The following is a 21,064-nucleotide window of genomic DNA, read 5'->3' on the forward strand; positions in this document are numbered from 1 at the left end:
ATGCGGCTCTCCGTTGCATTTCGCGTGAGTCTACGCAGCACCAAGCCACTCTTCAACAGGCGTGCACGCACCTTTGCGTGAAACCGCGCGTGCGCGTTCGAAAAAAATTTCGGGCGCGGCGAAACTTCCCGAGGCGGTCTTTCGTGTCTTGGGTCAAGCACCGGCCAGAATGGACGGTCGCCCGAGATAGTAACGAAGAGAGGACCACAATGTATACTCGTACCATCACCGCCGTTTCCGCCCTGTCGCTGCTGGGCACTGCCGCGTTTGCGCAAAGCGAAGGCGCGGACATGGGTTTCGCGCTGGCCAATGACGGCATGACACTCGTTTCCATGGCCGATATCACGTCGCCAACCGACGTGCAGACCATGGACCTCTCCGAGGCGCTGGACGCCATCGCGTGGCGCCCGGTCACCGGCGAACTGCTGGGCTTCAAGAACGGCAAGGTCGTCACCATCGACCCCGCCAGCGGCGAGATGACCGATCTCGAGGCTTCGTTCAACGAAGATGCCATGGTCGCCGACGGCTCGAAGGTCGCCTTCGACTTCAACAACAAGATCGACGCCGTGCGCGCCGTCTCGTCGGGCGAAGACAACCTGGTCTACTTCCCGACCGACTTCAGCGATGGCGAGAAGGCGGGCAAGGTCGTGCGCGTCACCGATCTGGCCTATGCCGAGGGTGACGCCAATGCCGGCGCCGATCCGATGATCTATGCCAACGCCTATACCAACGCGATCAATGGCGAGACCGCCGGCAGCACGTTCCAATATGCGCTCGACGCCGAGACGGACTCGCTCGTGAGCCTGGCCAACAACGAAGGTACGCTGGAAACCATCGCCGAAGTCACCGTCGACGGCGAAGCCGTGGACCTGAGCGACTGGGGCGGGTTCGACATCATGTCGCCGTCCGAGGGCGACGACATGGCCTATGCCATCCTGCAGATGGAAGGCGCCGAAAACGCCGGCTTCTACACCATCAACCTGGAAACGGGTGAGGCCACGATGCAGGCCGACCTGGGCATGGGCGGCTTCACCGCGCTGGCCATCGCACAGGCGCGCTAAGCCAAAGGTTGCGTAGCGAGTTCTCTGTTGAGTTCGTAACGAGTAATGAGGGGGGCCTTCGGGCTCCCCTCTTTTTATGCATTGTTATTTTGGTAGCCGCGCGGAAGACAGGTGGCCATGGTGGCGGGGTGAAACCCCGCCCTACCCCACATCCGTCCGGCCGCGCCGGTCGCCTCGCAGCGCGGCGTAAAGCACATGTGTCCGCCAGCGGCCTGCGATCTGCAAATAGCTTTGCGCCACGCCCTCGTACTTGAACCCGCAACTTTCCAAAAGCCGCCGCGACGGCGCGTTTTCCGGCAGGCAGGCCGCTTCCAGCCGCGACAGGTCCAGCCGCTCGAACGCGTAGTGCGACACCGCCTGCAATGCCTCGCGCATGTACCCCATCCGCGCATAGGGCTGGCCGGTCCAGTAGCCCAGGGTGCCCGACTGCGCGGGGCCGCGGCGGATATTGTCCAGCGTGATCGCCCCCACCAGCCTGTCGTCGTCGCGGCGGAACAAAAACAAGGGCACCGCCGATCCCGAGGAGATCGACCGCTGCGACCAGTAGACCCGGTTGGCGAACCCCTTGCGCGACAGGTGGTCGGCGGCCCATTGCGGCTCCCACGGGGTCAGGAAATCGGCGCTGCCTTCGCGCAGGGAAGACCAGTCGCGGAAGTCCGTCAGGACGGGCTGACGCAGGGTCAGGCGCTCCGTCTCGATCCGGATCTTCCGGCGTGGCAGGAACATCAGGCGGCGCGCCTTTCCTGCAAGGTCTGCAACGATGGCGCATGGCTGACGGGGCCGTAAAGCGCCAGCGCCGCGGGCGCTTGCGTTGCGATCACCTCGGCGTGGGATTTGAGGTCCTTCAGCGTGACCGCGTCGATCCGCTCGACCACCTCGTCAAGGTCCGGCACCCGGCCCCAGATCTGCATCATCCGCGCCGACCGCTCGGCCCGGTTCGACGGGCTTTCCAGCCCCATCAGCAGGCCCGCCTTCATCTGTGCGCGCGCCCGGTCCAGCTCGGCCTGGCTGAAATCCTCGGCGGCGCGCTTCATCTCGTCCACCGTCAGGCGGCCAAGGCTTTCCATCTCCTCGGCGGAAGTGCCGGCATAGATCGTCAGCATGCCGGTATCCGCATAGGCCCCGGCCTGCGCGAAGATCGTATAGCACAGGCCCCGCCGCTCGCGGATCTCCTGGAACAGGCGCGACGACATCGAACCGCCCAGCGCCGAGGCGTAGATCTGCGCGGTGTGAATGTCGGGGCTGGTGTAGTTCGAGCTCTCGAACGCCATGGCGAAATGCGCCTGCTCCAGCGTGCGCACGGTGCGCGTCTCGCCACCGGCGAATTTGGCGGAAGGCGGCGCGATGGTGTTGGAGGGCTGCATGTCGCCGAACGCCTCTTCGGCCAGCTTGACCAGCGTATCGTGATCCACCGCACCGGCAGCGGACAGGATCATCTGCCCGGGGCGATAGCGCTGGTCGACGAACCGCATCAGGTCATCGCGGGAGAAACCGCGCACCCGGTCCTCGGGGCCCAGGATGGTGCGGCCCAGCGGATGGTTGGGATAGGCCTGCTCCTGCAACCAGTCGAAGATGATGTCGTCGGGCGTATCCAGCGCCTGTCCGATCTCCTGCAGGATCACGCCGCGCTCCACCTCGATCTCGCGCGCGTCGAAAATCGGGTTGCGCAGAATGTCGGACACCACGTCCAGCGCCAGCGGCACGTCGTCGGCCAGAACGCGGGCGTAATAGGCCGTCACCTCGCGGCTGGTATAGGCGTTGATATAGCCGCCCACATCCTCGATCGCCTCGGCAATCTCCAGCGCGTTGCGGCGTTTGGTGCCCTTGAAGGCCATGTGTTCGAGGAAATGCGCGATCCCGTTCTGGGCGGCGTCCTCGTGCCGGGCGCCGGCGAGCACCCACACGCCGATGGCGGCCGATTGCAGGCCGGGCATGTGTTCGGTGACGATGCGAAATCCGTTGTCGAGAGTGGTCAGGTTGACGGTCAATTCGGGATGCGGTCCTTGATGAGGGTTTCGATGGCGGCAAGGTCGTTTTCGACCCGTGTCACGCGTTCCGACCGCTCATACAGGTCGGCCATGCGGTCGGGCAAGGGGGGATGTTGGCCGCTTGCCTCTTCCACCGCCGCCGGGAATTTCGCGGGATGCGCCGTGGCCAGCGTGATCATCGGGGTTGCCGCGTCGCGCATTTCCTCGGCCACCTTTACGCCCACGGCGGAATGCGGGCACAGAAGTTCGCCGGCGGCGTTCCAGGTCTCCAGGATCGTCGCGCGAGTCTCATCCTCGTCGCTGCGACCCGAGGCGAAGCACTCCTGCAGCGCCTCCAGCGCGCCCTGGCTGACCGAGAAGCCGCCGGCCTTCAACTCATCCATAAGCTGGCCCACCGCCGCGCCGTCCTGATCATAGGCATAGTAGAGCGCCCGCTCGAAGTTGGAACTGACCTGGATATCCATCGACGGGCTGATCGAGGGGATCACGCCGTCGGGCCTGTACTCGGACGTGGTCAGGCAGCGATGCAGGATGTCGTTCTGGTTGGTGGCGACGATCAGCCGGTCGATGGGCAGACCCATGCGCTTGGCGATGTAGCCGGCGAAGATATCACCGAAATTCCCCGTCGGCACGGTGAAGCTCACTTTGCGCTCAGGCGCGCCCAGCGACACGGCGGAGGTGAAGTAATAGACCACCTGCGCCAGCACCCGCGCCCAGTTGATCGAGTTCACGCCGGCCAGGCCCACGGCACCGCGGAACTCGAAATCGTTGAACATGTCCTTCACTCGGGCCTGGCAGGCGTCGAAATCGCCGTCGACGGCGATGGCGTGCACGTTGTCCTCGGTGGGCGTGGTCATCTGCCGGCGCTGCACCTCGCTGACGCGGCCGTGGGGGTAGAGGATGAAGACATCCACCTTGTCCAGCCCCCGGAACGCCTCGATCGCCGCCGAGCCGGTATCGCCCGAAGTGGCCCCCACGATGCACACCCGGTCGCCCGAGCGTTTCAGCGACGCCTCGAAAAGCTGGCCGATCAGCTGCATCGCGAAATCCTTGAACGCGAGCGTGGGGCCGTGGAACAGCTCCAGCAGGAAATGCCCGGCATCCAGCTGCTTCAGGGGCGCCCGCGCGGCATGTCCGAACCCGGCATAGGTGCGCGCGATGATGGTGCGGAACTCGTCGCCGGTGAAGGCGTCGCCGATGAACGGACGCATGATGCGGAACGCCGCCTCTTCGTAACTGACCCCGTGCAGCGCCTTGATGTCGTCCGCCGACAGCGTCGGGATGCTTTCGGGCAGGTACAGCCCGCCATCCCGTGCCAGCCCGGTCAGCATGGCGTCCTCGAAACTCAGCACGGGGGCGTTGCCACGGGTCGAGATGTATTTCATCGGTCCAGTCCTTTTTCGGCGCCGCGGTCGCGGAAGATGTAGAAGCCGGTCATGCCCAGCCAGATGGCCGCCAGCGAGAACCACGTGATCGCGTACTGCAAGTGATCGTTCGGAATGTGGGCCGTGTCCACCGGCAAGGGCGTCACGGCGTCCTCGGGTTGCGACAATTCACGTGCAACCAGCAGCACCGGCTCGGTCTCCAGCACCTCTGCCATCTGGCCCAGGTCCCGTGCGAACCACGTGTTGCCCGCGACATCGTTCTCGGGCGTGGAGCTGTTGCGGTCGTCGGGCCAGTGCAGGTTGCCGGAAACGGTCAACTCACCTTCCGGCGGCCCCGGCAACGCATCGCTTTGCCGGATAAAGCCGCGATCCACCAGAATGCGCCGCCCCGCCTCGGTGACGAAAGGCGAGATCACCAGGTACCCCGCCCCCACCTGCTTGCGGCTGACCAGCACGCGCAGCGCGCCATCGCCGAACTGTCCGGTGACGGCGACCGGCAGGTACCTGTCGGCCTCGGGTTCGAAACTCTCGGGCAGCGCCACCGGCTCGGCGGCGATCCGCGTCTCGATCCGGGACAGGATGCCTTGCTTCCACTCCAGCCGCTGCATCTGCCACACGCCCAGCCAGATCAGCACGGCCGCGCCGGCCAGGCCGAAGATCAGCGGAAGTACCAGGTTTCTTTGCATGACGCCCCATCTGACGCGAAAATGCGGAAGGAACCCCCTCCGCATCTTCCTCTGGCTTCAAATATCCCCGCCGGAGGCAGAGAATTTTCGTACGAAAATTCTTCAGCCGCCCCAGATATAGACCGCGGCGAAGAGGAACAGCCACACCACGTCGACGAAGTGCCAGTACCAGGCGGCGGCCTCGAATCCGATGTGTTTCTCAGGTGTGAAGTGCCCCCGCATCAACCGCATCAGGCAGACGAACAGGAAGATCGTGCCGATGACCACATGCGCGCCGTGAAAGCCGGTCGCCATGAAGAAATTGGCGCCATAGATATTGCCCGAGAACCCGAAGGCCGCGTGGCTGTACTCGTAGGCCTGCAGCCCGGTGAAGATCACACCGAGGGCGATGGCGATCGTCAGGCCCCACTTGACGTCTTCGCGGTTGTTTTCGTGCACCAGCGCGTGGTGCGCCCAGGTGGCGGCCATGCCCGAGCACAGCAGGATCAGCGTGTTGATCAGCGGCAGGTGCCAGGGGTCGAACGTTTCGATCCCCGCGGGCGGCCAGACGCCATCGGTGATCGGGGACATCTCGCCCATCGGATAGATTGCGTGCTTGAAAAAGCTCCAGAACCACGCGGCAAAGAACATGACCTCGGACATGATGAACATGATGAAGCCATAGCGCAGACCGATCCGCACCACCGGCGTGTGATCGCCGGCATGGCTTTCCTTGATCGTGTCGGCCCACCAGCCGAACATCACGTAGGCCACGCCCACGAAGCCGGCCAGCAGCATCCACGGCCCGCTGCCGTGGAAGAACAGGACCGCGCCGAACAGCATGACGAACCCGGCCAATGCGCCAAGCAACGGCCAGATTGAGGGGTTCAGAATGTGATAGTCGTGATTTTTTTCATGTGCCATCTGGCTTGGTCCCTCGTCGGTGGCTCTCAGTTCACGTTATTATCAGGTGTCGCGCCCTTGTCGAGCGCAGCCTGCGTTTCGTCTTCGGGCAGGTCGATCTCGTAGAACGTATAGCCCAGTGTGATGGTTTTCGCGTACTTCGCGTCGCGGTCGTCGACAATCTCCGGATCGACGAAAAACGTCACCGGCATCTGCACGCGCTCGCCCGGTTGCAGCACCTGCTGCTCGAAGCAGAAGCAGTCGATCTTGGTAAAGAACCCGCCCGCCTCGAACGGCGTCACGTTATAGCTGGCCGATCCCGCGACAGGCTTGTCGGTGGGATTGTACGCCTCGTAGAAGGCAAGGCCCGTCTCGCCGATGCGGATCTCCATCTCGCGTTGCACGGGCTTGAATTCCCACGGGAAGCCACGCTCGTTGCTGGCGTCGAAACGCACCTTGATGGTGCGGTCGAGGATCTCGTCCGAGCCCAGATCGGCCACATTGGTTTCGCCGCCATAGCCGGTGACCCGGCAGAACCAGTCGTAAAGCGGCACCGAGGCCCAGGCCAGAGCGCCCATCGTGACCCCCACGGCCACCAGCTGCATCACCGTCTTGGTGTTCCGGTCCATCGCCATCAGTTCGCCTCCTCGGTCGTCACCGCGAAGTCGTCGTCGGAAACCTTGGCAATGGTCAGCCCGAAGACAAGCGCGACGAAAGCCGCCAGAACCAGACCAAGGCCGAGGTTGCGTGAAAAGCGGCGCTTGTGCATTTCATGCTGGCGCGACAGCGACATGGCTTACCACCCTCCCAGGCCGTAAGGCGCCAGAAGCGCCTCGGCGGCAATCGCGCCGAAATGGGCGAAAAGGTACAGCAGCGACGCCTTGAAGAACTTGCGCTCGGCAAGGTACTTGTCGGCTTCCGAGGCGGCCTCGTCCCGGCGCCAGATATCCACGGCGCCCTTGAGGAAGTTCAGGTTCAGCACCACGGCGACGGCGAGGTAGATCGGCCCGCCTACACTGGTGAACCCCAGCCCGATGGCGAGTGCGGCGAGCAGCACGGTATAGACGAGGATATGCACGCGGGTCGACCGGCGGCCGTGGGTCACGGTCAGCATCGGCACCTGCGCGTTGTCGTAATCCATCTTGGTGAAAAGCGCCAGGGCCCAGAAATGCGGCGGCGTCCACATGAAGGTCAGGCAGAACATCAGCACCGCCTCGACCGAGACCGAGCCGGTGGCCGCGGCCCAGCCGATCATCGGCGGAAAGGCCCCTGCGGCGCCGCCGATCACGATGTTCTGCGGCGTCCAGCGTTTCAGCCACATGGTGTAGATCACGATGTAGAAGAAGATGGTGAAGGCCAGCAGGCCGGCCGCCAGCAGGTTGGTCGCCAGTCCCAGCATCACCACGGCGAAACCCGACAGCGCGATTCCGAAGGCGAACGCCTCGTCCCGTGTCACCTTGCCTGCCGGAATCGGGCGCTTGGCCGTGCGTTTCATCACCGCGTCGATATCGGCGTCCCACCACATGTTGAGCGCGCCCGACGCGCCCCCGCCCACGGCGATGAACAGGATCGCGGCAAAGCCGACCACCGGATGTACCGAAACCGGCGCCGCGATCAGGCCGACGAATGCCGTGAACACCACCAGCGTCATCACCCGCGGCTTCAGGAGCGCGAAGAAATCGCCGAAGGTGGCCTCGTCCTCGAGACCCTGGACCTTGCTGGTGTTGAGACTTGCGTCGCTCATGTCGTCTCCGAAACACGGGACGCGCCCGGGGGCGCATCCTGCGGGGGATGGCGTGGGGCGCGCCATGGCGCACCCCGGCTGTCTTTTACTCGGCGGCGGCCAGCTTCACCCGATCGGGAAGCGTCGACGGATCGCCGGCGTATTCCTCGATCGCGCCTTCGAGCCATGTGTCATAGTCTTCCTGGCTGACCACCTTGACCGTGATCGGCATGTAGGCATGCGCCTGGCCGCAAAGCTCGGAACATTGGCCGAAATAGACACCTTCCTTCTCGGCGGTGAACCAAAGCTGCGCGATCCGGCCGGGAACGGCGTCCTGCTTCACGCCGAAGGCCGGGATGGTCCAGCTGTGGATCACGTCCGCGCCGGTGACCTGCATCACGACCGTCTGGCCCACGGGCACGACGACGGCGGTGTCGGTGGCCAGCAGGAACTCGTCCTCGGAATAGCCGGCCTCTTCCAGCTGCGCGCGCACGTCGTCAGTCAGACGGTTGTCGCCGCCGGTGGCCGGTGCGCCGATCATGTAGCTGTCGAAGGCGAAATCGTGGTCCATGTATTCATAGCCCCAGAACCACTGGTAGCCGGTGACCTTGATGTTGATGTCGCCCTCGGGAATTTCCTGCTGCTTGAACAGCACCGGCAGCGAGAATGCGGCGATGAAGACCAGGATCACGATCGGCACCACTGTCCACGCCACCTCGATCGGCGAGTGGTGGGTAAAGCTGGCCGGGTTCGGGTTGGCCTTCTTGTTGAAGCGCACGATGCAATAGCCCAGCAGCGCACATACGAAAATGGTGATCGCGGCGATGATCACCAGAACCATGCCGTCAAGCCAGTGAAGATCGCGCGCAAGCTCGGTTGCCGCCGGTTGGAAGCCCGTCGCGCCCGGTTCGGGCTTGCCGATGACCTCGAGGTTGTCCTGTGCCATTGCCGGAAGCGCCGTTGCGGCGGCCGCGACGGACGCCAGAAAGCTGGTGAATTTGCGCATGTTGCACCCTGATCCCGTTAGTTCGGTTTTGTCTTTGCAGAACGTTCCAAGGCGCACGCCATGGAATCCCGTTGTTTCCGGGCCGTAAATAACAATATTCTTACGGGGCGCACAAGGAAATGCGTTGCGGCAAACGGACGCTTTTAAAACCGTTAAAATATTGGCGTTTCAGGCGCCGGGAGCAGGAGCAAGCAGATGACATCAGACGTTTTTCGCCCCTTCGAGACCGAGATCGAGCGCGAGGCGGCGCTGGCCAAGCTGCGCGAGGCCGTGGCCGGGGCGGATGACGGCGAGCTCTTCTTTGAGCGTCGTCGGGCGGAATCGCTGGTGTTCGACGATGGCCGGGTCAAGACCGCCTCCTACGACGCGGGCCAAGGGTTCGGACTGCGCGCCGTGCGGGGCGAGGTGGCAGGCTATGCCCATTCGTCCGAGATTTCCGAGGCCGCGATGGGCCGCGCCGTCGAGACCGCCCGGCTTGCCGTGGGCGAGGGCGGCGGCACGATGGCCGACGCCCCTGCGGCCACCAACCGGCGGCTCTATTCCGACGCCGACCCCATTGCCGGGCATGAGTTTCCCGTCAAGCTCGACACCCTGCGCGAGATCGACGCCTACCTGCGCGACATGGACCCGCGCGTGGTGCAGGTGACCGCCACCATCGCCGCGTCCCTGCAAGAGGTCGTGATCCTGCGCGCCGACGGTCACGAGGTCTCGGACACCCGGCCCATGACGCGCCTCAATATAAGTGTCATCGTCGAAAAGGACGGCCGCCGCGAAACCGGCAGCGTCGGCGGCGGCGGGCGCGTCATGCTCGACAGGCTGATCGCACCCGAGGACTGGCAGGCCAAGGCGCGCGAGGCGCTGCGCGTGGCACTGGTCAACCTCGAGGCCGAGGCGGCGCCGGCGGGCGTGATGGACGTGGTCCTCGGCCCCGGCTGGCCCGGCATCCTGCTGCACGAGGCCATCGGCCACGGGCTGGAAGGCGATTTCAACCGCAAGGGCAGTTCCGCCTTTGCCGGTCTGATGGGCCAGCGCATCGCCGCTCCCGGCGTCACCGTGCTGGATGACGGCACCATCCCCGACCGGCGCGGCAGCATCACCGTCGATGACGAGGGCACGCCCTCGGGCAAGAACGTGCTGATCGAGGACGGCATCCTCGTGGGTTACATGCAGGACCGCCAGAACGCTCGCCTGATGGGGGTCGAGGCGACCGGCAACGGGCGTCGCCAAAGCTATGCCCACGCGCCCATGCCGCGCATGACCAACACCTACATGCTGGGCGGCGAGGCCACGCGGGACGAGATCGTGGCGGACCTCAAGGACGGGATCTATGCCGTGGGCTTCGGCGGCGGGCAGGTCGACATCACCAACGGCAAGTTCGTCTTTTCCTGCACCGAGGCCTACCGCGTGAAGAACGGCAAGATCGGCGCGCCGGTCAAGGGCGCCACCCTGATCGGCGACGGTGCGACCGCGCTGCAACAGATCCGGGCGCTTGGCAACGACATGGCGCTCGATCCTGGCATGGGCAACTGCGGCAAGCAGGGCCAATGGGTGCCCGTGGGCGTGGGCCAGCCCACGGTGATGATCGGCGGGCTGACCGTGGGCGGCTCGCAGGCGGGGAGTTGAGGGAGTCGATTGCGACTTGGCAGCGCTGTTTCGTGCGGAATCAAGGCGCGGCCCTGCCGCGCCGCCGCGCGATCGCCAGACCGCCCCCCGGGCTGGCGATTGGGTACCGTTAGCACTTCGATCGGAAGTTTTCCGGAGTTGGCTTGGATAAAGTGCCCTGAAAAGCCGCTAGGACGCCAGCCCGCGGTCTGGCAATCACGCGGCCAAACCTGCTGCACATCTGCGCAGATCGTCCCATGAGATTTGCCCGAATTAGAGAAAGTTCCTCGCCGCACATGACCGACCCGACGAAAAGCATCGACCCCGACGCCCTGCGCAGCTTTGGCGAGGAGGTCGATTTCGGCCGCACCGCGACGGACTACGCCACCCATCGCGCCGGCTTCCCGCCTGCCTTTTTCGAGCTTCTGACACAGCGCGGCTGGGCCGGCCCTGGCCAGACCGCCGTCGATCTGGGCTGCGGCACCGGCACCGTCGCGCGCGGGCTGGCGGCGCTTGGGCTCGAGGTCACAGGCATCGACCCCGCGCAGCCGCTGCTCGACGAAGCCGTGAAACTCGACACGGCTGCGGGCGTCGAAATCACCTACAAGACAGGCACGGCCGAGGCGACGGGCCTTGCGTCCGGCGTGGCCGATCTCGTCGCGGCGGGGCAAAGCTGGCACTGGTTCGACCGATCCGCCGCCGCGGCCGAGGTCGCGCGGCTGCTGCGCCCCGGCGGGCGGGCGGTGATCGCCCATTTCGACTGGCTCCCCTTGAAAGGCAACGTGGTGGCGGCGACCGAGGCGCTGATCCTGCGCCACAATCCCGACTGGGCCGGCGCGCACGGCAGCGGGATCTATCCGGCATGGCTGACCGATCTCGCGCAGGCGGGCTTCACCGCGCTGGAGTCGGCCTCGTTCGACCTCTGCCAGCGCTACACGCACGCCGCCTGGCGCGGGCGCATCCGTGCCAGCGCCGGCGTCGCCGCCTCGCTCGACGCCGCGGCGACCGCGCGATTCGATGCCGACCTCGCCGCGCTCCTGGAACGAGACTTCCCGGGCGATCCCATGGCGGTTCCGCATCGGGTCTGGCTGGCCACCGGCGTGCGGGGCACTTGAAACACGTCCGTTGCCGGTGTCCTGCGGAACCTGCGCAGCAGCCCGAAACCCCATGGCAAAAGCGTCTTTCCGCCCCCCGATCGGAATTTCTTCAGACGATAAGGGTTTGGTTTACTCCCTATTAACCAACCGCGCGTATCACTGAGGCTGCAATCAGGCGAAGTCACGATGTCCGAGGAACTACATCCTTCCACTCACCCCCCAACTCCCACCCACCACGGAAGATGATCGGGTAGCGTGGCTTCGTCTGTTGCGTTCCCGCCGGGTCGGGCCGGCGACGTTTCACAGGCTGATGAACGAACATGGCAGCGCCCAAGCCGCGCTGGAGGCCCTGCCCGAAGTCGCCCGTGCGGCCGGGGTCGAGAACTATGAGCCCTGCCCCGTCGGCGTGGTCAAGGCCGAGTTGAAGGCCGGCGCCGCCATCGGCGCCCGGTTGATCTTCATGGGCGCACCCGATTATCCCCCCCTGCTGGCGGACACCTCCGACGCGCCGCCCTTCCTGTGGGCCATCGGACAGGGTGCGCATCTGCTCGACCGCCCCATGGTGGCGCTCGTCGGCGCCCGCAACGCCTCCTCGCTGGGCCTGCGCATGGCCAAGGCGCTGGCGGGCGCGCTGTCGGAACAGGGGCATGTCGTTGTCTCCGGCCTCGCTCGCGGGATCGACGCGGCCGCGCATCTGGCATCGCTCGACCACGGCACGGTCGCCGTTGTCGCGGGCGGCGTCGACGTGATGTACCCCGCCGAAAACACCAAGCTGGCCGAGGATATTGCTGTCACCGGCCTGCGCCTGTCCGAACATCCCCCCGGCATGGTTCCGCAGGCGCGGCACTTTCCGGCCCGCAACCGTATCATCAGCGGGCTGGTGCAGGCCGTCGTCGTGGTCGAGGCCGCAGCGAAATCCGGCTCGCTGATCACCGCGCGCACCGCGCTCGACCAGGGGCGCGACGTGCTGGCGGTGCCGGGTCACCCGTTCGATGCGCGCGCCGCGGGCTGCAACATGCTGATCCGCGACGGTGCCACGCTGGTGCGCAATGCCGACGATGTGCTGGCCGCCCTGCCGGCCCCGTCACAACCCGCCCCGTCCCCACAACCGGAACTGCGCCTCGCGCCGCCACCCGAAAAGCGCAGCCTGGCCGAAACCGCCCGGCTGCATACCGACATACTGAGCCGTCTCGGCCCGGCACCGCTGGCCGAGGACCAGCTGATCCGCGACCTCTCCGCGCCCGCCGCTCAGGTTTCGCCCGCGCTCACCGATCTGGAGGTCACCGGCAAGATCACGCGCCATCCCGGCGGCCTCGTCTCGCGGACCTGATGCAGCCTCAGTCAAACGGCGCACAGGCCCCCGGCGTCACCGCGCGATACTCCCTGCACAGAGGTTCCCACGACCACCACGCGTCGGTCGCGCCGAAACTGTAATGCACCGCGACCCAGGTATCGCCCGATTTCTTGTAGAGAACGAAGATCTCCGAAATGTCGAAGCTGCCATCCTCCTCGCCACGCGCCACGGCGGGCGTTTGCCTCGGGTCGATCGCCCCTCCGCCCGGACGCTGCGCCGTCAGCCCGGCAAAGGCCACGTTGCCCTCGCGGCGCAGGTCATGCACCACGAACTGCACCGGCGCGCCCAGTTTCCACTCGGCGATGGGCCTAATCGCATCCATCAATGCACCGCGCGTCGCGCTGCCCCGCGCCGGCTCCTCCCACGCGGCGGCGGACCCTGCCAGCATCACGAGCAGCATGGTGAAAAGGGATCTCGGCATGACCTCCTCCGTTGCTGCATTCACATAACGCCGTCCGGCCGGGATGAACAAGCCACGGGATACCCCGCATTGACAATCCCCATTGAGACACCACATGTTGCGCCGCCATGGGGCCGGGCCGAGTCGCCTGCCCCGTTTTTCAGACCACAGGAGTGTTCATGCCAGTCGTTGTTGTCGAATCCCCGGCCAAGGCCAAGACGATCAACAAGTATCTGGGCAAGGACTATACCGTGCTGGCCTCCTACGGCCATGTGCGCGACCTTCCGGCCAAGAACGGCTCGGTCGATCCCGACCAGGATTTCGAGATGACCTGGGAGGTCGGCAATGACAGCAAGAAACACATCAAGGCCATCGCCGACGCGCTGAAGGACGACAATTCCCTCATTCTCGCCACCGACCCCGACCGCGAGGGCGAGGCGATCAGCTGGCACCTGGAAGAGGCGTTGCGCAAGCGCCGCGCCATCAAGAAGGACACCGACGTCAAGCGCGTGGTGTTCAACGCCATCACCAAGACCGCCGTCACCGAGGCGATGCAGAACCCGCGCGAGGTGGACGCGCCGCTGGTCGAGGCCTATCTCGCCCGCCGCGCGCTCGATTACCTCGTGGGGTTCAACCTGTCGCCGGTGCTGTGGCGCAAGCTGCCCGGCGCGCGCAGCGCGGGCCGGGTGCAATCGGTCTGCCTGCGACTGATCGTCGAGCGCGAGATGGAGATCGAGGCGTTCAACCCGCGCGAATACTGGAGCGTGAAGGCACTTCTGACCACGCCCCGGGGCCAGGAGTTCGAGGCGCGGCTGGTCAGCCTGGCCGGCGACAAGCTGGACAAGTACGACCTGGAAAATGCCACGCAGGCCGAAATGGCCCAGCAGGCCGTCGAGAGCCGCGACCTGACGGTCACGAGCGTCGAGGCCAAGCCCGGCAGCCGCAACCCCAGCCCGCCTTTCATGACCTCCACCCTGCAACAGGAAGCCAGCCGCAAGTTCGGCATGGGCGCGCGCCAGTGCATGAGCGCGGCCCAGCGCCTCTACGAGGCCGGACACATTACATATATGCGGACAGACGGTATCGACATGGCCCCCGAGGCCGTCGAGGCCGCCCGCGATGCCATCGGCGAGCGCTTCGGCAAGGATTACGTGCCGTCCAGCCCCCGCATCTACAAGAACAAGGCCAAGAATGCGCAGGAAGCGCACGAATGCATCCGCCCCACCGAAATGACGCGGGACGTGGACAGCCTGAAGCTGTCAGAGCCCGACCAGCGCAAGCTGTATGACCTGATCTGGAAGCGCACGCTGGCCTGCCAGATGGAAGGCGCGCGGCTGGAACGGACCACCGTCGAGATCGGCAGCCGCGACGGTCAGGTCGGCCTGCGCGCCACCGGCCAGGTCGTGCTCTTCGACGGATTCCTGCGGGTCTACGAGGAAGGCCGTGACGATGCGGTCGTCGATGATGACGACAAGCGCCTGCCGCAGATGTCCGAAGGCGACAAGACCGACAAGCGCTCGGTCACCCCCGAACAGCATTTCACCCAGCCCCCGCCCCGCTATACCGAGGCGACGCTGGTCAAGCAGATGGAAGAGCTCGGAATAGGCCGCCCCTCGACCTATGCCAGCATCGTCACCACGATCCAGGAGCGTGAATATGTCCGCAAGGACAAGAACCGCCTGATCCCCGAGGACAAGGGCCGGATCGTCACGATCTTCCTGCTCAACTTTTTCCGCAAATACGTGGGATACGAATTCACCGCCAACCTCGAAGAAGAGCTGGACGTGATTTCGGCCGGCGACGCCGACTATAAAAAGGTGCTGGCGGATTTCTGGCGCGATTTCCACACCGCGGTCGAGGAAGCCTCCGAGCTGCGCATCGCCGAGGTGCTCGACAAGCTGGACGAGGTTCTGGCCCCGCAACTCTATCCCCCGCGCGAGGACGGCTCCGATCCGCGCATCTGCCCCAAATGCGGCGAGGGGCGCCTGCACCTCAAGACCTCGCGCACCGGCGGCTTCGTCGGCTGCGGCAACTATCCCGAATGCACCTATACCCGCCCCATCGCCGGCGAGGGCGCCGAGGGTGACGAGCGTCTGCTGGGCGAGGATCAGGGCGACGAGATCTGGCTGAAGTCCGGCCGCTTCGGGCCTTACGTGCAGCGCGGCGAACCCACGCCCGAAAACAAGAAGCCGCCCCGCGCCTCCCTGCCCAAGGGTTGGGACAAGGACGACATGACGCTGGAAAAGGCGCTGACCCTGCTCAGCCTGCCGCGGATCGTCGGCACCCATCCAGATGGCGGCGAGATCAAATCCAACTTCGGCCGCTTCGGACCCTACGTGATGCACCAGGCCGAGGACGAGGCCAAGCCGGTCTATGTGAACCTCAAGGATCCCGCCGACGTGTTCGAGATCGGCATGAACCGCGCGGTGGAGCTTTTGGCCGAGAAACGCGCCAACCCGGGGCGCGGACGCGGGCGCACCGCCGCCAAGCCGCTCCGGGAACTGGGTGAACACCCCGAGGGCGGCGGGCCGGTCAATGTCATGGAAGGCCGCTATGGCCCCTACGTGAAGTGGGAAAAGGTGAACGCCACCCTGCCCAAGGACGTGGAGCCGGCGAACGTGACGATGGAAATGGCGGTGGAGCTTATTGCCGAAAAGGCCGCGAAAAAAGGCACGAAGAAGGGAACGGGCCGCGCCAGGAAGAAGGCGTGACGTCCGTCCTCAGTACGACGCCAGCGTCAGCGCACAGGCATCGGTAATCAGTTCCGGGCGGGTCTTGCACAGCCCGCTGGCCACCTGGAAGGCCGCCAGCACCTTGGGTACGTAGTCGCGGGTTTCGGCATAGGGCGGCACCCCTTCGTGCTTCTTCACCGCGTTCTCACCCGCGTTGTAGCCCGCCAGCGCCAGCACCGCGTCGCCGCGGAATTCCTTCATCAGCCAGTCAAGGTAGGCCACACCGCCCTTGATGTTCTGCCCCGCCTGCATCGAGTCGCTGACGCCGAAGCGTTGCGCGGTGGCCGGGATCAGTTGCATCAGCCCCTGCGCCCCGGCGCCGCTGACGGCATCCGTGCGCCCGCCCGACTCCACCGAGATCACCGCCAGCACCAGCGCCGGTGACACCTCGGTGCCGATCGTGGCGCGCAGGATGTCGGCGCCGTGGGTACGGGCGATCTCTTGCATGTGCTGCAATCGCGGCCCCTTGACCGATGTGCCGCCCGGCCCGTCGCGCAGGTTCTCGAACGCCAGGCGCAGCCGGTCCGGCCCGCTGGTCTTGTCGTCCGTCGGCACTTTCGTCCAGAACCAGCCATAGGCGGCGGTCACGCTCGGCACCACCGGAATGTCGGCCGCGGCATCCTCGCCGTCCTTGCTCTTGGCGGCGGGTTTCAGATGCGCCTGGTCCTCGGGGTCGATCTGGACCGTGATCAGCTTGCCACCGCCTTTCTTGGGCGGCTTGCCTTTCTTGAACGTGAACTCGGGAAACGGAGGCGGATCGCCGGCGTGAACGGGGAGTGCACACGCCAGGCACACGCCCAGGGCGAGAAGTCGTTTGAATCGCATGTTCGGGCCTGCTCTGCCTCGATTGGTTTTTTGCCAGTATGCCACCAATCGTGCGATTTGCCCACAATTGTCGTGGCTTGCGACACGGCAAAACCGGACTTTTGTGGCCGGTCACCCCCTTCAAAGCCTTTATTCAAAAAAATTTAGTCATTTATATCTTTTAAGATCATAGGCTTAGCCAAGACTCTGCAGAAAAAGTTAATAAGTTCCAAAATCGCGCGAAAGCGGCCTAAATCTTGCCGGATTCGGACGGCTATATGCTCCCCATACCGCAACGCAGCGGGCCAAAGAGAGAGGCGGCCCACTCACCTGCTAACGGTTGTAACCTGAATTAAACTGATCCTTTGGAGGGACCAACCATGATCAAATTCATCAAAAATTTCCGCAAGGACGAAGACGGTGCCGTGACGGTTGACTGGGTCGTTCTGACCGCAGCAGTCGTGGGCCTGGGCGTTGCCGGCGTTGCCACCGTTTCCGGCGGTGTGAACACGCTGGCCACCGCGATCAGCGATGGCGTCGAGGGCCAAAACGTTGGCACCGGCGGCACCGGCGGCACCGGCGGCAGCGGCACGTAAGCGGCACGCGACAAGTCAATCTCGTGACTTGCAAAGCGCCGCGTACCTTTCGGTATGCGGCGTTTTCTTTTGGATTAAGGGATTCAGGCGAAATCGCCAATCTTGAGCCTAATAAAGGTCACATTCACCAAGCATAAAAAACCGGTGAGAAACCTGATGAGGTCTGAAATGTTGAAGATGCTGAAGCACTTCTCAAAGTCGGAGGACGGCGCAGTAGCCGTGGACTGGGTGGTTCTGACCGCAGCCATCGTGGGCGTGGCAGCTGGTGCAATTCAAACAATTGGCTCTGCCAATGAAGCCTTGGGGACGTCTGTTGCCACGACGGTCGCCGAGCAGAATGTCGGAATCGCCGATTAAGGTCGAAGCGCGCGCACCTTTCAAGCAAGCGCGCGTCGGCAATTCTTGGTCGTCCATCCCTTGGGTTGGAAGAACCACGGTCGATGCTCGTCCGGCCCTAGAGGCGGAGCAAAGATCAAGAAAGGCGCTTCACGCGCCCCGTGAGCAGTAGAAATTTGAAAGGACACGCCATGCGTTTGGTGTTTGGACTTGTACTCATTCTTGGCGTCGGACTGGCAGGCTTTGCCGTCTACATGGCCAAGAACTACATCCAGGGCTACCAGGCCCAGCTTGAACTGGAGCGCGCCAAGAGTGCGCCCGCCTTCGAAACGGTCGAAGTCTACGTTGCCAAGCAGAAGCTGGAATATGGCCAGCGCCTGCTGATGGATCACGTGTCGCTGGTGGCCTATCCGGCCGGGTCGCTGCCTGAAGGCACCTATTCCACCGAGGAAGAGCTGTTTCCCGAGGGCAAGAACGAGCCGCGGACGGTGCTGCGCACGATGGAGCCGATGGAAGCGATCCTTGAGGCAAAGGTCACCGGACCGGGCGAAGACGCCGGCATCACCTCGCAGCTCGAGCGCGGCATGCGCGCCTTTGCCATCGAGGTGGACGTGTCCAGCGGCGTCTCGGGTTTCCTGCGTCCGGGCGACCGTGTCGATATCTATTGGACCGGTCAGGTCAGCACGGTCAGTGCGATCGACGGCCGCCGCGGCGGAAAGGAAGTCACCAAGCTGATCGAAACCGGCGTCCGCCTGATCGCGGTCGACCAGGTCGCCAATGGCGACACGACCGAGGCGATCATCGCCCGCACCGTCACCGTGGCCATCAAGCCGCAGCAGGTCGCATCCCTCGCCCAGGCCCAATCCACCGGCAGCCTGTCGCTGTCACTGGTCGGCGCCGACGACGAAACCGTGTCCGAGGCGATCGAGGTTGACCAGAACATGCTGTTGGGCATCGAACAGGCCGCCGCCCCCGCGCCGCAGGTTCAGGAAGAGATCTGCACGATCAAGACCCGCCGCGGCGGCGAGGTGATCGCGACGCCGATCCCCTGCGCGACCAACTGATCCACACAACATTTTGTGTTCACGAGGCGCCCCCACCACAGGGCGCCTCGTTTCATTCCGGCAACTGTCCCCCAAAATCCACACCAATTGTGCGTCAAAAGGTGTTGATTCTTGAAAAAATTTTCGAGTTGGCCCACAGTTCCCGCAATTCCGGGCGAAAAGACCCGATAAATGAGGCGTGATCGGAAAGGCAGGTCACATGAAAAATTCGAGCGTGTTCAAGGCTGCCCTTGTAGGGCTGGCTTTCATATTTTCTCCTGTGGCCGAGATGGCGATGGCGGAAAACATCACGGTGATCCGCAAGGGCGCGAACCGTGATCTCAGCATTCCGATGAACCGGGCGGTCGTCATCGAAAGTGACGTCCCCTTCGCGGAGCTGAGCATCGCCAACCCTTCCATCGCCGACTTTTCGACCCTGTCGGATCGCACCGTCTACGTGCTGGGCAAGGCGCCCGGGCGCACCACCCTGACCCTTCTGGATGCCACCGGCCGGCTGATTACGAACGTAGAGGTCCATGTCAGCCCCGACATTTCGGAGTTCAAGGAACGGCTGCAACAGATCATGCCCGGCGAAAAGATCGAGGTCCGGTCCGCCAATGACGGCATCGTGCTGTCGGGTACCGTCACCAGCGCCAGCAAGATGGACCGCGCGCTGGAACTGGCCAACCGCTACGCGCCCGAGCGCGTGTCGAACCTGATGTCGGTCTCGGGCAAGCAGCAGGTGATGCTGAAGGTCCGCTTTGCCGAGATGCAGCGCACCGTGTCCAAGGCGCTTGGCACGTCGCTTTCGCTGGATGCACGCTCGGCCGGCAGCGCCGGGTTCATCGGCGGTACCGGCACGACCAACACCCAGGGCGGCGTCCTGGGCACGCTGGCCGGTGCCATCCCGACTGTTCAGAACAATTTCGGCGCGCTGGCCATTGGCTTCGACATCGGCTCGACCGAGGTTGGTATCCTTCTGGAAGCCTTGGAAGAAAAGGGGGTCGTGCGCACCCTGGCGGAACCCAACCTGACCGCCCTCTCGGGTCAGGAGGCAAAGTTCCTCGCCGGTGGCGAATTCCCGATCCCGGTAGCGCAGGAAAACGGCACCACGACGATCGAATTCAAGCCCTTCGGCGTCGAGCTCAACTTCACCCCGCGCGTGCTGGATGACGAGGTCATCAACCTGGAGATGGCCGCCGCCGTCTCCTCGCTCGACCCCGCCAACGGGATCACCGCCGACGGTCTGAACGTGGCCGCCTTCCGCCGCCGCGACGCCTCGACCACCGTGGTGATGCGCGACGGACAGAGCTTTGCCATCGCCGGCCTGCTTCAGGATGATTTCCGCGACAACGCGGGACAGATCCCGTGGCTGGGCGACATCCCGATCCTGGGCGCGCTTTTCCGCAGCGCGGAATACGAACGCGCCCAGACCGAGCTGGTGATCATCGTCACCGCGCATCTTGTGACCCCGACAAGCGGCACGGTCCTGGCCCTGCCGACCGACCGGGTCAAGCTGCCGACCGAAAAAGACCTGTTCCTGAACGGCCGCGTGGCCAAGGACGTGCGCCAGTCGCGCGGATCCGCCGGCGAAGTCGCCCGGCAGGATTTCAACGGGTCCTACGGCTACGTGATGGACTGAGGAGAGGCCAGGTCATGAAAAAATTCCTGATAACAGCATCGGTTCTAGCCCTTGCCGGGTGTTCCCAGCAGGGCCAAGTCTACAAGTCCTACTTCGGCGAAGCCGGCGGGTTGGTGGATGGCGGTAACTTCGGCAACGCCACGGTCCACAATCAGTTGGTGATGCGCGGCGAGAAAGGCTATGTCTACGACCTTGCCAACCGCTTCTCGAACGAGGTTCTGAGCACGGTCAACTTTGCCTTCAACAGCGCCCAGCTGGACGCCGGGGCCCGCGACACGCTGAACGAACAGGCGCGCTGGATCAAGCAGTTCCCCGAGGTCCGTTTCCGGGTCTACGGCCACACCGACCTTGTCGGCTCGGCCGGGTACAACAAGAGCCTTGGCCAGCAGCGTGCCAACGCGGTCGTCAACTACCTCGTGGCCCACGGCATCAGCCGCAGCCGGCTGGAGGCAGTCGTTTCCTTTGGCGAAACCCAGCCGCTGGTCGTGACGCAGGGCCGCGAACGCCGCAACCGCCGCACCGTGACCGAGGTGACCGGCTTTGTCGCGTCGCATCCCATCGTGATGGACGGCAAGTATGCCGAGGTGGTCTACCGTGAATACATCGCCAGCGCCGAGCCCCGCTCGACCCTGATCATGGTCGAAGAGGGTGGCGAGGTGACCAGCGGCGAGGAATGAACTGATTTCTCCCTGTCCGGCCACAGGCCGGGCCACCTGAAGAACCCGCC

21 protein-coding genes are annotated in these 21,064 nt (G+C 64.6%); 10 read left to right on the top strand and 11 right to left on the bottom strand.

The window, feature by feature from the left end:
* Positions 1 to 209 precede the first annotated feature (209 nt).
* Entirely contained in the window at positions 210 to 1,061 is an 852-nt protein-coding gene (locus RBB31_RS04800) for a DUF4394 domain-containing protein (protein ID WP_306128121.1), read from the top strand.
* A gap of 141 nt (positions 1,062 to 1,202) precedes the next feature.
* Here the strand turns inward: RBB31_RS04800 and RBB31_RS04805 are convergent, their stop codons facing one another.
* From RBB31_RS04805 to coxB, 9 genes are all read right to left on the bottom strand, one after another.
* The gene (locus tag RBB31_RS04805; RefSeq protein WP_306128122.1) at positions 1,203 to 1,787 is read right to left on the bottom strand and encodes a GNAT family N-acetyltransferase; all 585 of its coding nucleotides are present in this window, start codon (positions 1,785 to 1,787) and stop codon (positions 1,203 to 1,205) included.
* Positions 1,787 to 3,049, bottom strand: coding sequence for a pitrilysin family protein (locus RBB31_RS04810; RefSeq protein ID WP_306128123.1), 1,263 nt, complete (start codon positions 3,047 to 3,049; stop codon positions 1,787 to 1,789). The genes RBB31_RS04805 and RBB31_RS04810 overlap by 1 nt, the downstream gene beginning before the upstream one ends.
* Positions 3,046 to 4,434 carry a threonine synthase gene (thrC, locus tag RBB31_RS04815; RefSeq protein ID WP_306128124.1) on the bottom strand — a complete coding sequence of 463 codons (1,389 nt, stop codon included), beginning with the start codon at positions 4,432 to 4,434 and terminating at the stop codon, positions 3,046 to 3,048. Before thrC ends, RBB31_RS04810 begins: the two co-directional genes overlap by 4 nt.
* A complete protein-coding gene (locus RBB31_RS04820) occupies positions 4,431 to 5,120 on the bottom strand; it encodes an SURF1 family protein (RefSeq protein ID WP_306128125.1) in 690 nt (229 codons plus the stop codon). The genes thrC and RBB31_RS04820 overlap by 4 nt, the downstream gene beginning before the upstream one ends.
* Positions 5,121 to 5,222: 102 nt before the next feature.
* The gene (locus RBB31_RS04825) at positions 5,223 to 6,023 is read right to left on the bottom strand and encodes a cytochrome c oxidase subunit 3 (RefSeq protein ID WP_306128126.1); all 801 of its coding nucleotides are present in this window, start codon (positions 6,021 to 6,023) and stop codon (positions 5,223 to 5,225) included.
* 26 nt (positions 6,024 to 6,049) lie between these two features.
* The gene (locus RBB31_RS04830) at positions 6,050 to 6,637 is read right to left on the bottom strand and encodes a cytochrome c oxidase assembly protein (protein WP_306128127.1); all 588 of its coding nucleotides are present in this window, start codon (positions 6,635 to 6,637) and stop codon (positions 6,050 to 6,052) included.
* A complete protein-coding gene (locus tag RBB31_RS04835) occupies positions 6,637 to 6,795 on the bottom strand; it encodes a hypothetical protein (RefSeq protein WP_306128129.1) in 159 nt (52 codons plus the stop codon). Before RBB31_RS04835 ends, RBB31_RS04830 begins: the two co-directional genes overlap by 1 nt.
* 3 nt (positions 6,796 to 6,798) lie before the next feature.
* Positions 6,799 to 7,746 (bottom strand): heme o synthase, encoded by a 948-nt coding sequence (gene cyoE, locus RBB31_RS04840; RefSeq protein ID WP_306128130.1) that lies wholly within the window; start codon positions 7,744 to 7,746, stop codon positions 6,799 to 6,801.
* 85 nt (positions 7,747 to 7,831) lie between these two features.
* The gene (gene coxB, locus RBB31_RS04845; RefSeq protein ID WP_306128131.1) at positions 7,832 to 8,731 is read right to left on the bottom strand and encodes a cytochrome c oxidase subunit II; all 900 of its coding nucleotides are present in this window, start codon (positions 8,729 to 8,731) and stop codon (positions 7,832 to 7,834) included.
* 195 nt (positions 8,732 to 8,926) lie between these two features.
* Here coxB and tldD point away from each other — a divergent pair, with 195 nt between their 5' ends.
* The 3 genes from tldD to dprA all read left to right on the top strand — a co-directional run bounded on the left by tldD (position 8,927) and on the right by dprA (position 12,760).
* The gene (gene tldD / locus RBB31_RS04850) at positions 8,927 to 10,354 is read left to right on the top strand and encodes a metalloprotease TldD (protein ID WP_306128132.1); all 1,428 of its coding nucleotides are present in this window, start codon (positions 8,927 to 8,929) and stop codon (positions 10,352 to 10,354) included.
* Between the two features lie 275 nt (positions 10,355 to 10,629).
* A complete protein-coding gene (locus RBB31_RS04855; RefSeq protein ID WP_306128133.1) occupies positions 10,630 to 11,448 on the top strand; it encodes a class I SAM-dependent methyltransferase in 819 nt (272 codons plus the stop codon).
* A 250-nt stretch (positions 11,449 to 11,698) separates the two neighbouring features.
* The gene (gene dprA, locus RBB31_RS04860; RefSeq protein ID WP_371931292.1) at positions 11,699 to 12,760 is read left to right on the top strand and encodes a DNA-processing protein DprA; all 1,062 of its coding nucleotides are present in this window, start codon (positions 11,699 to 11,701) and stop codon (positions 12,758 to 12,760) included.
* Between the two features lie 7 nt (positions 12,761 to 12,767).
* Here the strand turns inward: dprA and RBB31_RS04865 are convergent, their stop codons facing one another.
* Positions 12,768 to 13,205: a hypothetical protein gene (locus RBB31_RS04865; protein ID WP_306128134.1), complete on the bottom strand. Its 438-nt coding sequence runs from the start codon at positions 13,203 to 13,205 to the stop codon at positions 12,768 to 12,770.
* A gap of 158 nt (positions 13,206 to 13,363) precedes the next feature.
* Here RBB31_RS04865 and topA point away from each other — a divergent pair, with 158 nt between their 5' ends.
* The gene (gene topA / locus RBB31_RS04870; protein ID WP_306128135.1) at positions 13,364 to 15,895 is read left to right on the top strand and encodes a type I DNA topoisomerase; all 2,532 of its coding nucleotides are present in this window, start codon (positions 13,364 to 13,366) and stop codon (positions 15,893 to 15,895) included.
* 9 nt (positions 15,896 to 15,904) lie between these two features.
* Here the strand turns inward: topA and RBB31_RS04875 are convergent, their stop codons facing one another.
* Entirely contained in the window at positions 15,905 to 16,741 is an 837-nt protein-coding gene (locus RBB31_RS04875) for a lytic transglycosylase domain-containing protein (protein ID WP_306128136.1), read from the bottom strand.
* Positions 16,742 to 17,100: 359 nt separating this feature from the next.
* Between RBB31_RS04875 and RBB31_RS04880 the strand changes: the two genes are divergently transcribed.
* The 5 genes from RBB31_RS04880 (at position 17,101) to RBB31_RS04900 (ending at position 21,014) form a co-directional block, all read left to right on the top strand.
* On the top strand, positions 17,101 to 17,316 hold the full coding sequence (locus tag RBB31_RS04880; protein WP_306128137.1) for a Flp family type IVb pilin: 216 nt from the start codon (positions 17,101 to 17,103) through the stop codon (positions 17,314 to 17,316).
* 168 nt (positions 17,317 to 17,484) lie between these two features.
* Positions 17,485 to 17,673: a hypothetical protein gene (locus RBB31_RS04885; protein ID WP_306128138.1), complete on the top strand. Its 189-nt coding sequence runs from the start codon at positions 17,485 to 17,487 to the stop codon at positions 17,671 to 17,673.
* A 170-nt stretch (positions 17,674 to 17,843) separates the two neighbouring features.
* Positions 17,844 to 18,716 (top strand): Flp pilus assembly protein CpaB, encoded by an 873-nt coding sequence (gene cpaB / locus RBB31_RS04890; RefSeq protein ID WP_306128139.1) that lies wholly within the window; start codon positions 17,844 to 17,846, stop codon positions 18,714 to 18,716.
* A 199-nt stretch (positions 18,717 to 18,915) separates the two neighbouring features.
* Entirely contained in the window at positions 18,916 to 20,337 is a 1,422-nt protein-coding gene (locus RBB31_RS04895) for a type II and III secretion system protein family protein (protein WP_306128140.1), read from the top strand.
* A 14-nt stretch (positions 20,338 to 20,351) separates the two neighbouring features.
* Positions 20,352 to 21,014: an OmpA family protein gene (locus RBB31_RS04900; protein WP_306128141.1), complete on the top strand. Its 663-nt coding sequence runs from the start codon at positions 20,352 to 20,354 to the stop codon at positions 21,012 to 21,014.
* The last annotated feature ends 50 nt before the right edge of the window (positions 21,015 to 21,064 follow it).

The organism is Roseovarius sp. MMSF_3350 (assembly GCF_030733425.1).
Classification (GTDB): domain Bacteria; phylum Pseudomonadota; class Alphaproteobacteria; order Rhodobacterales; family Rhodobacteraceae; genus Roseovarius.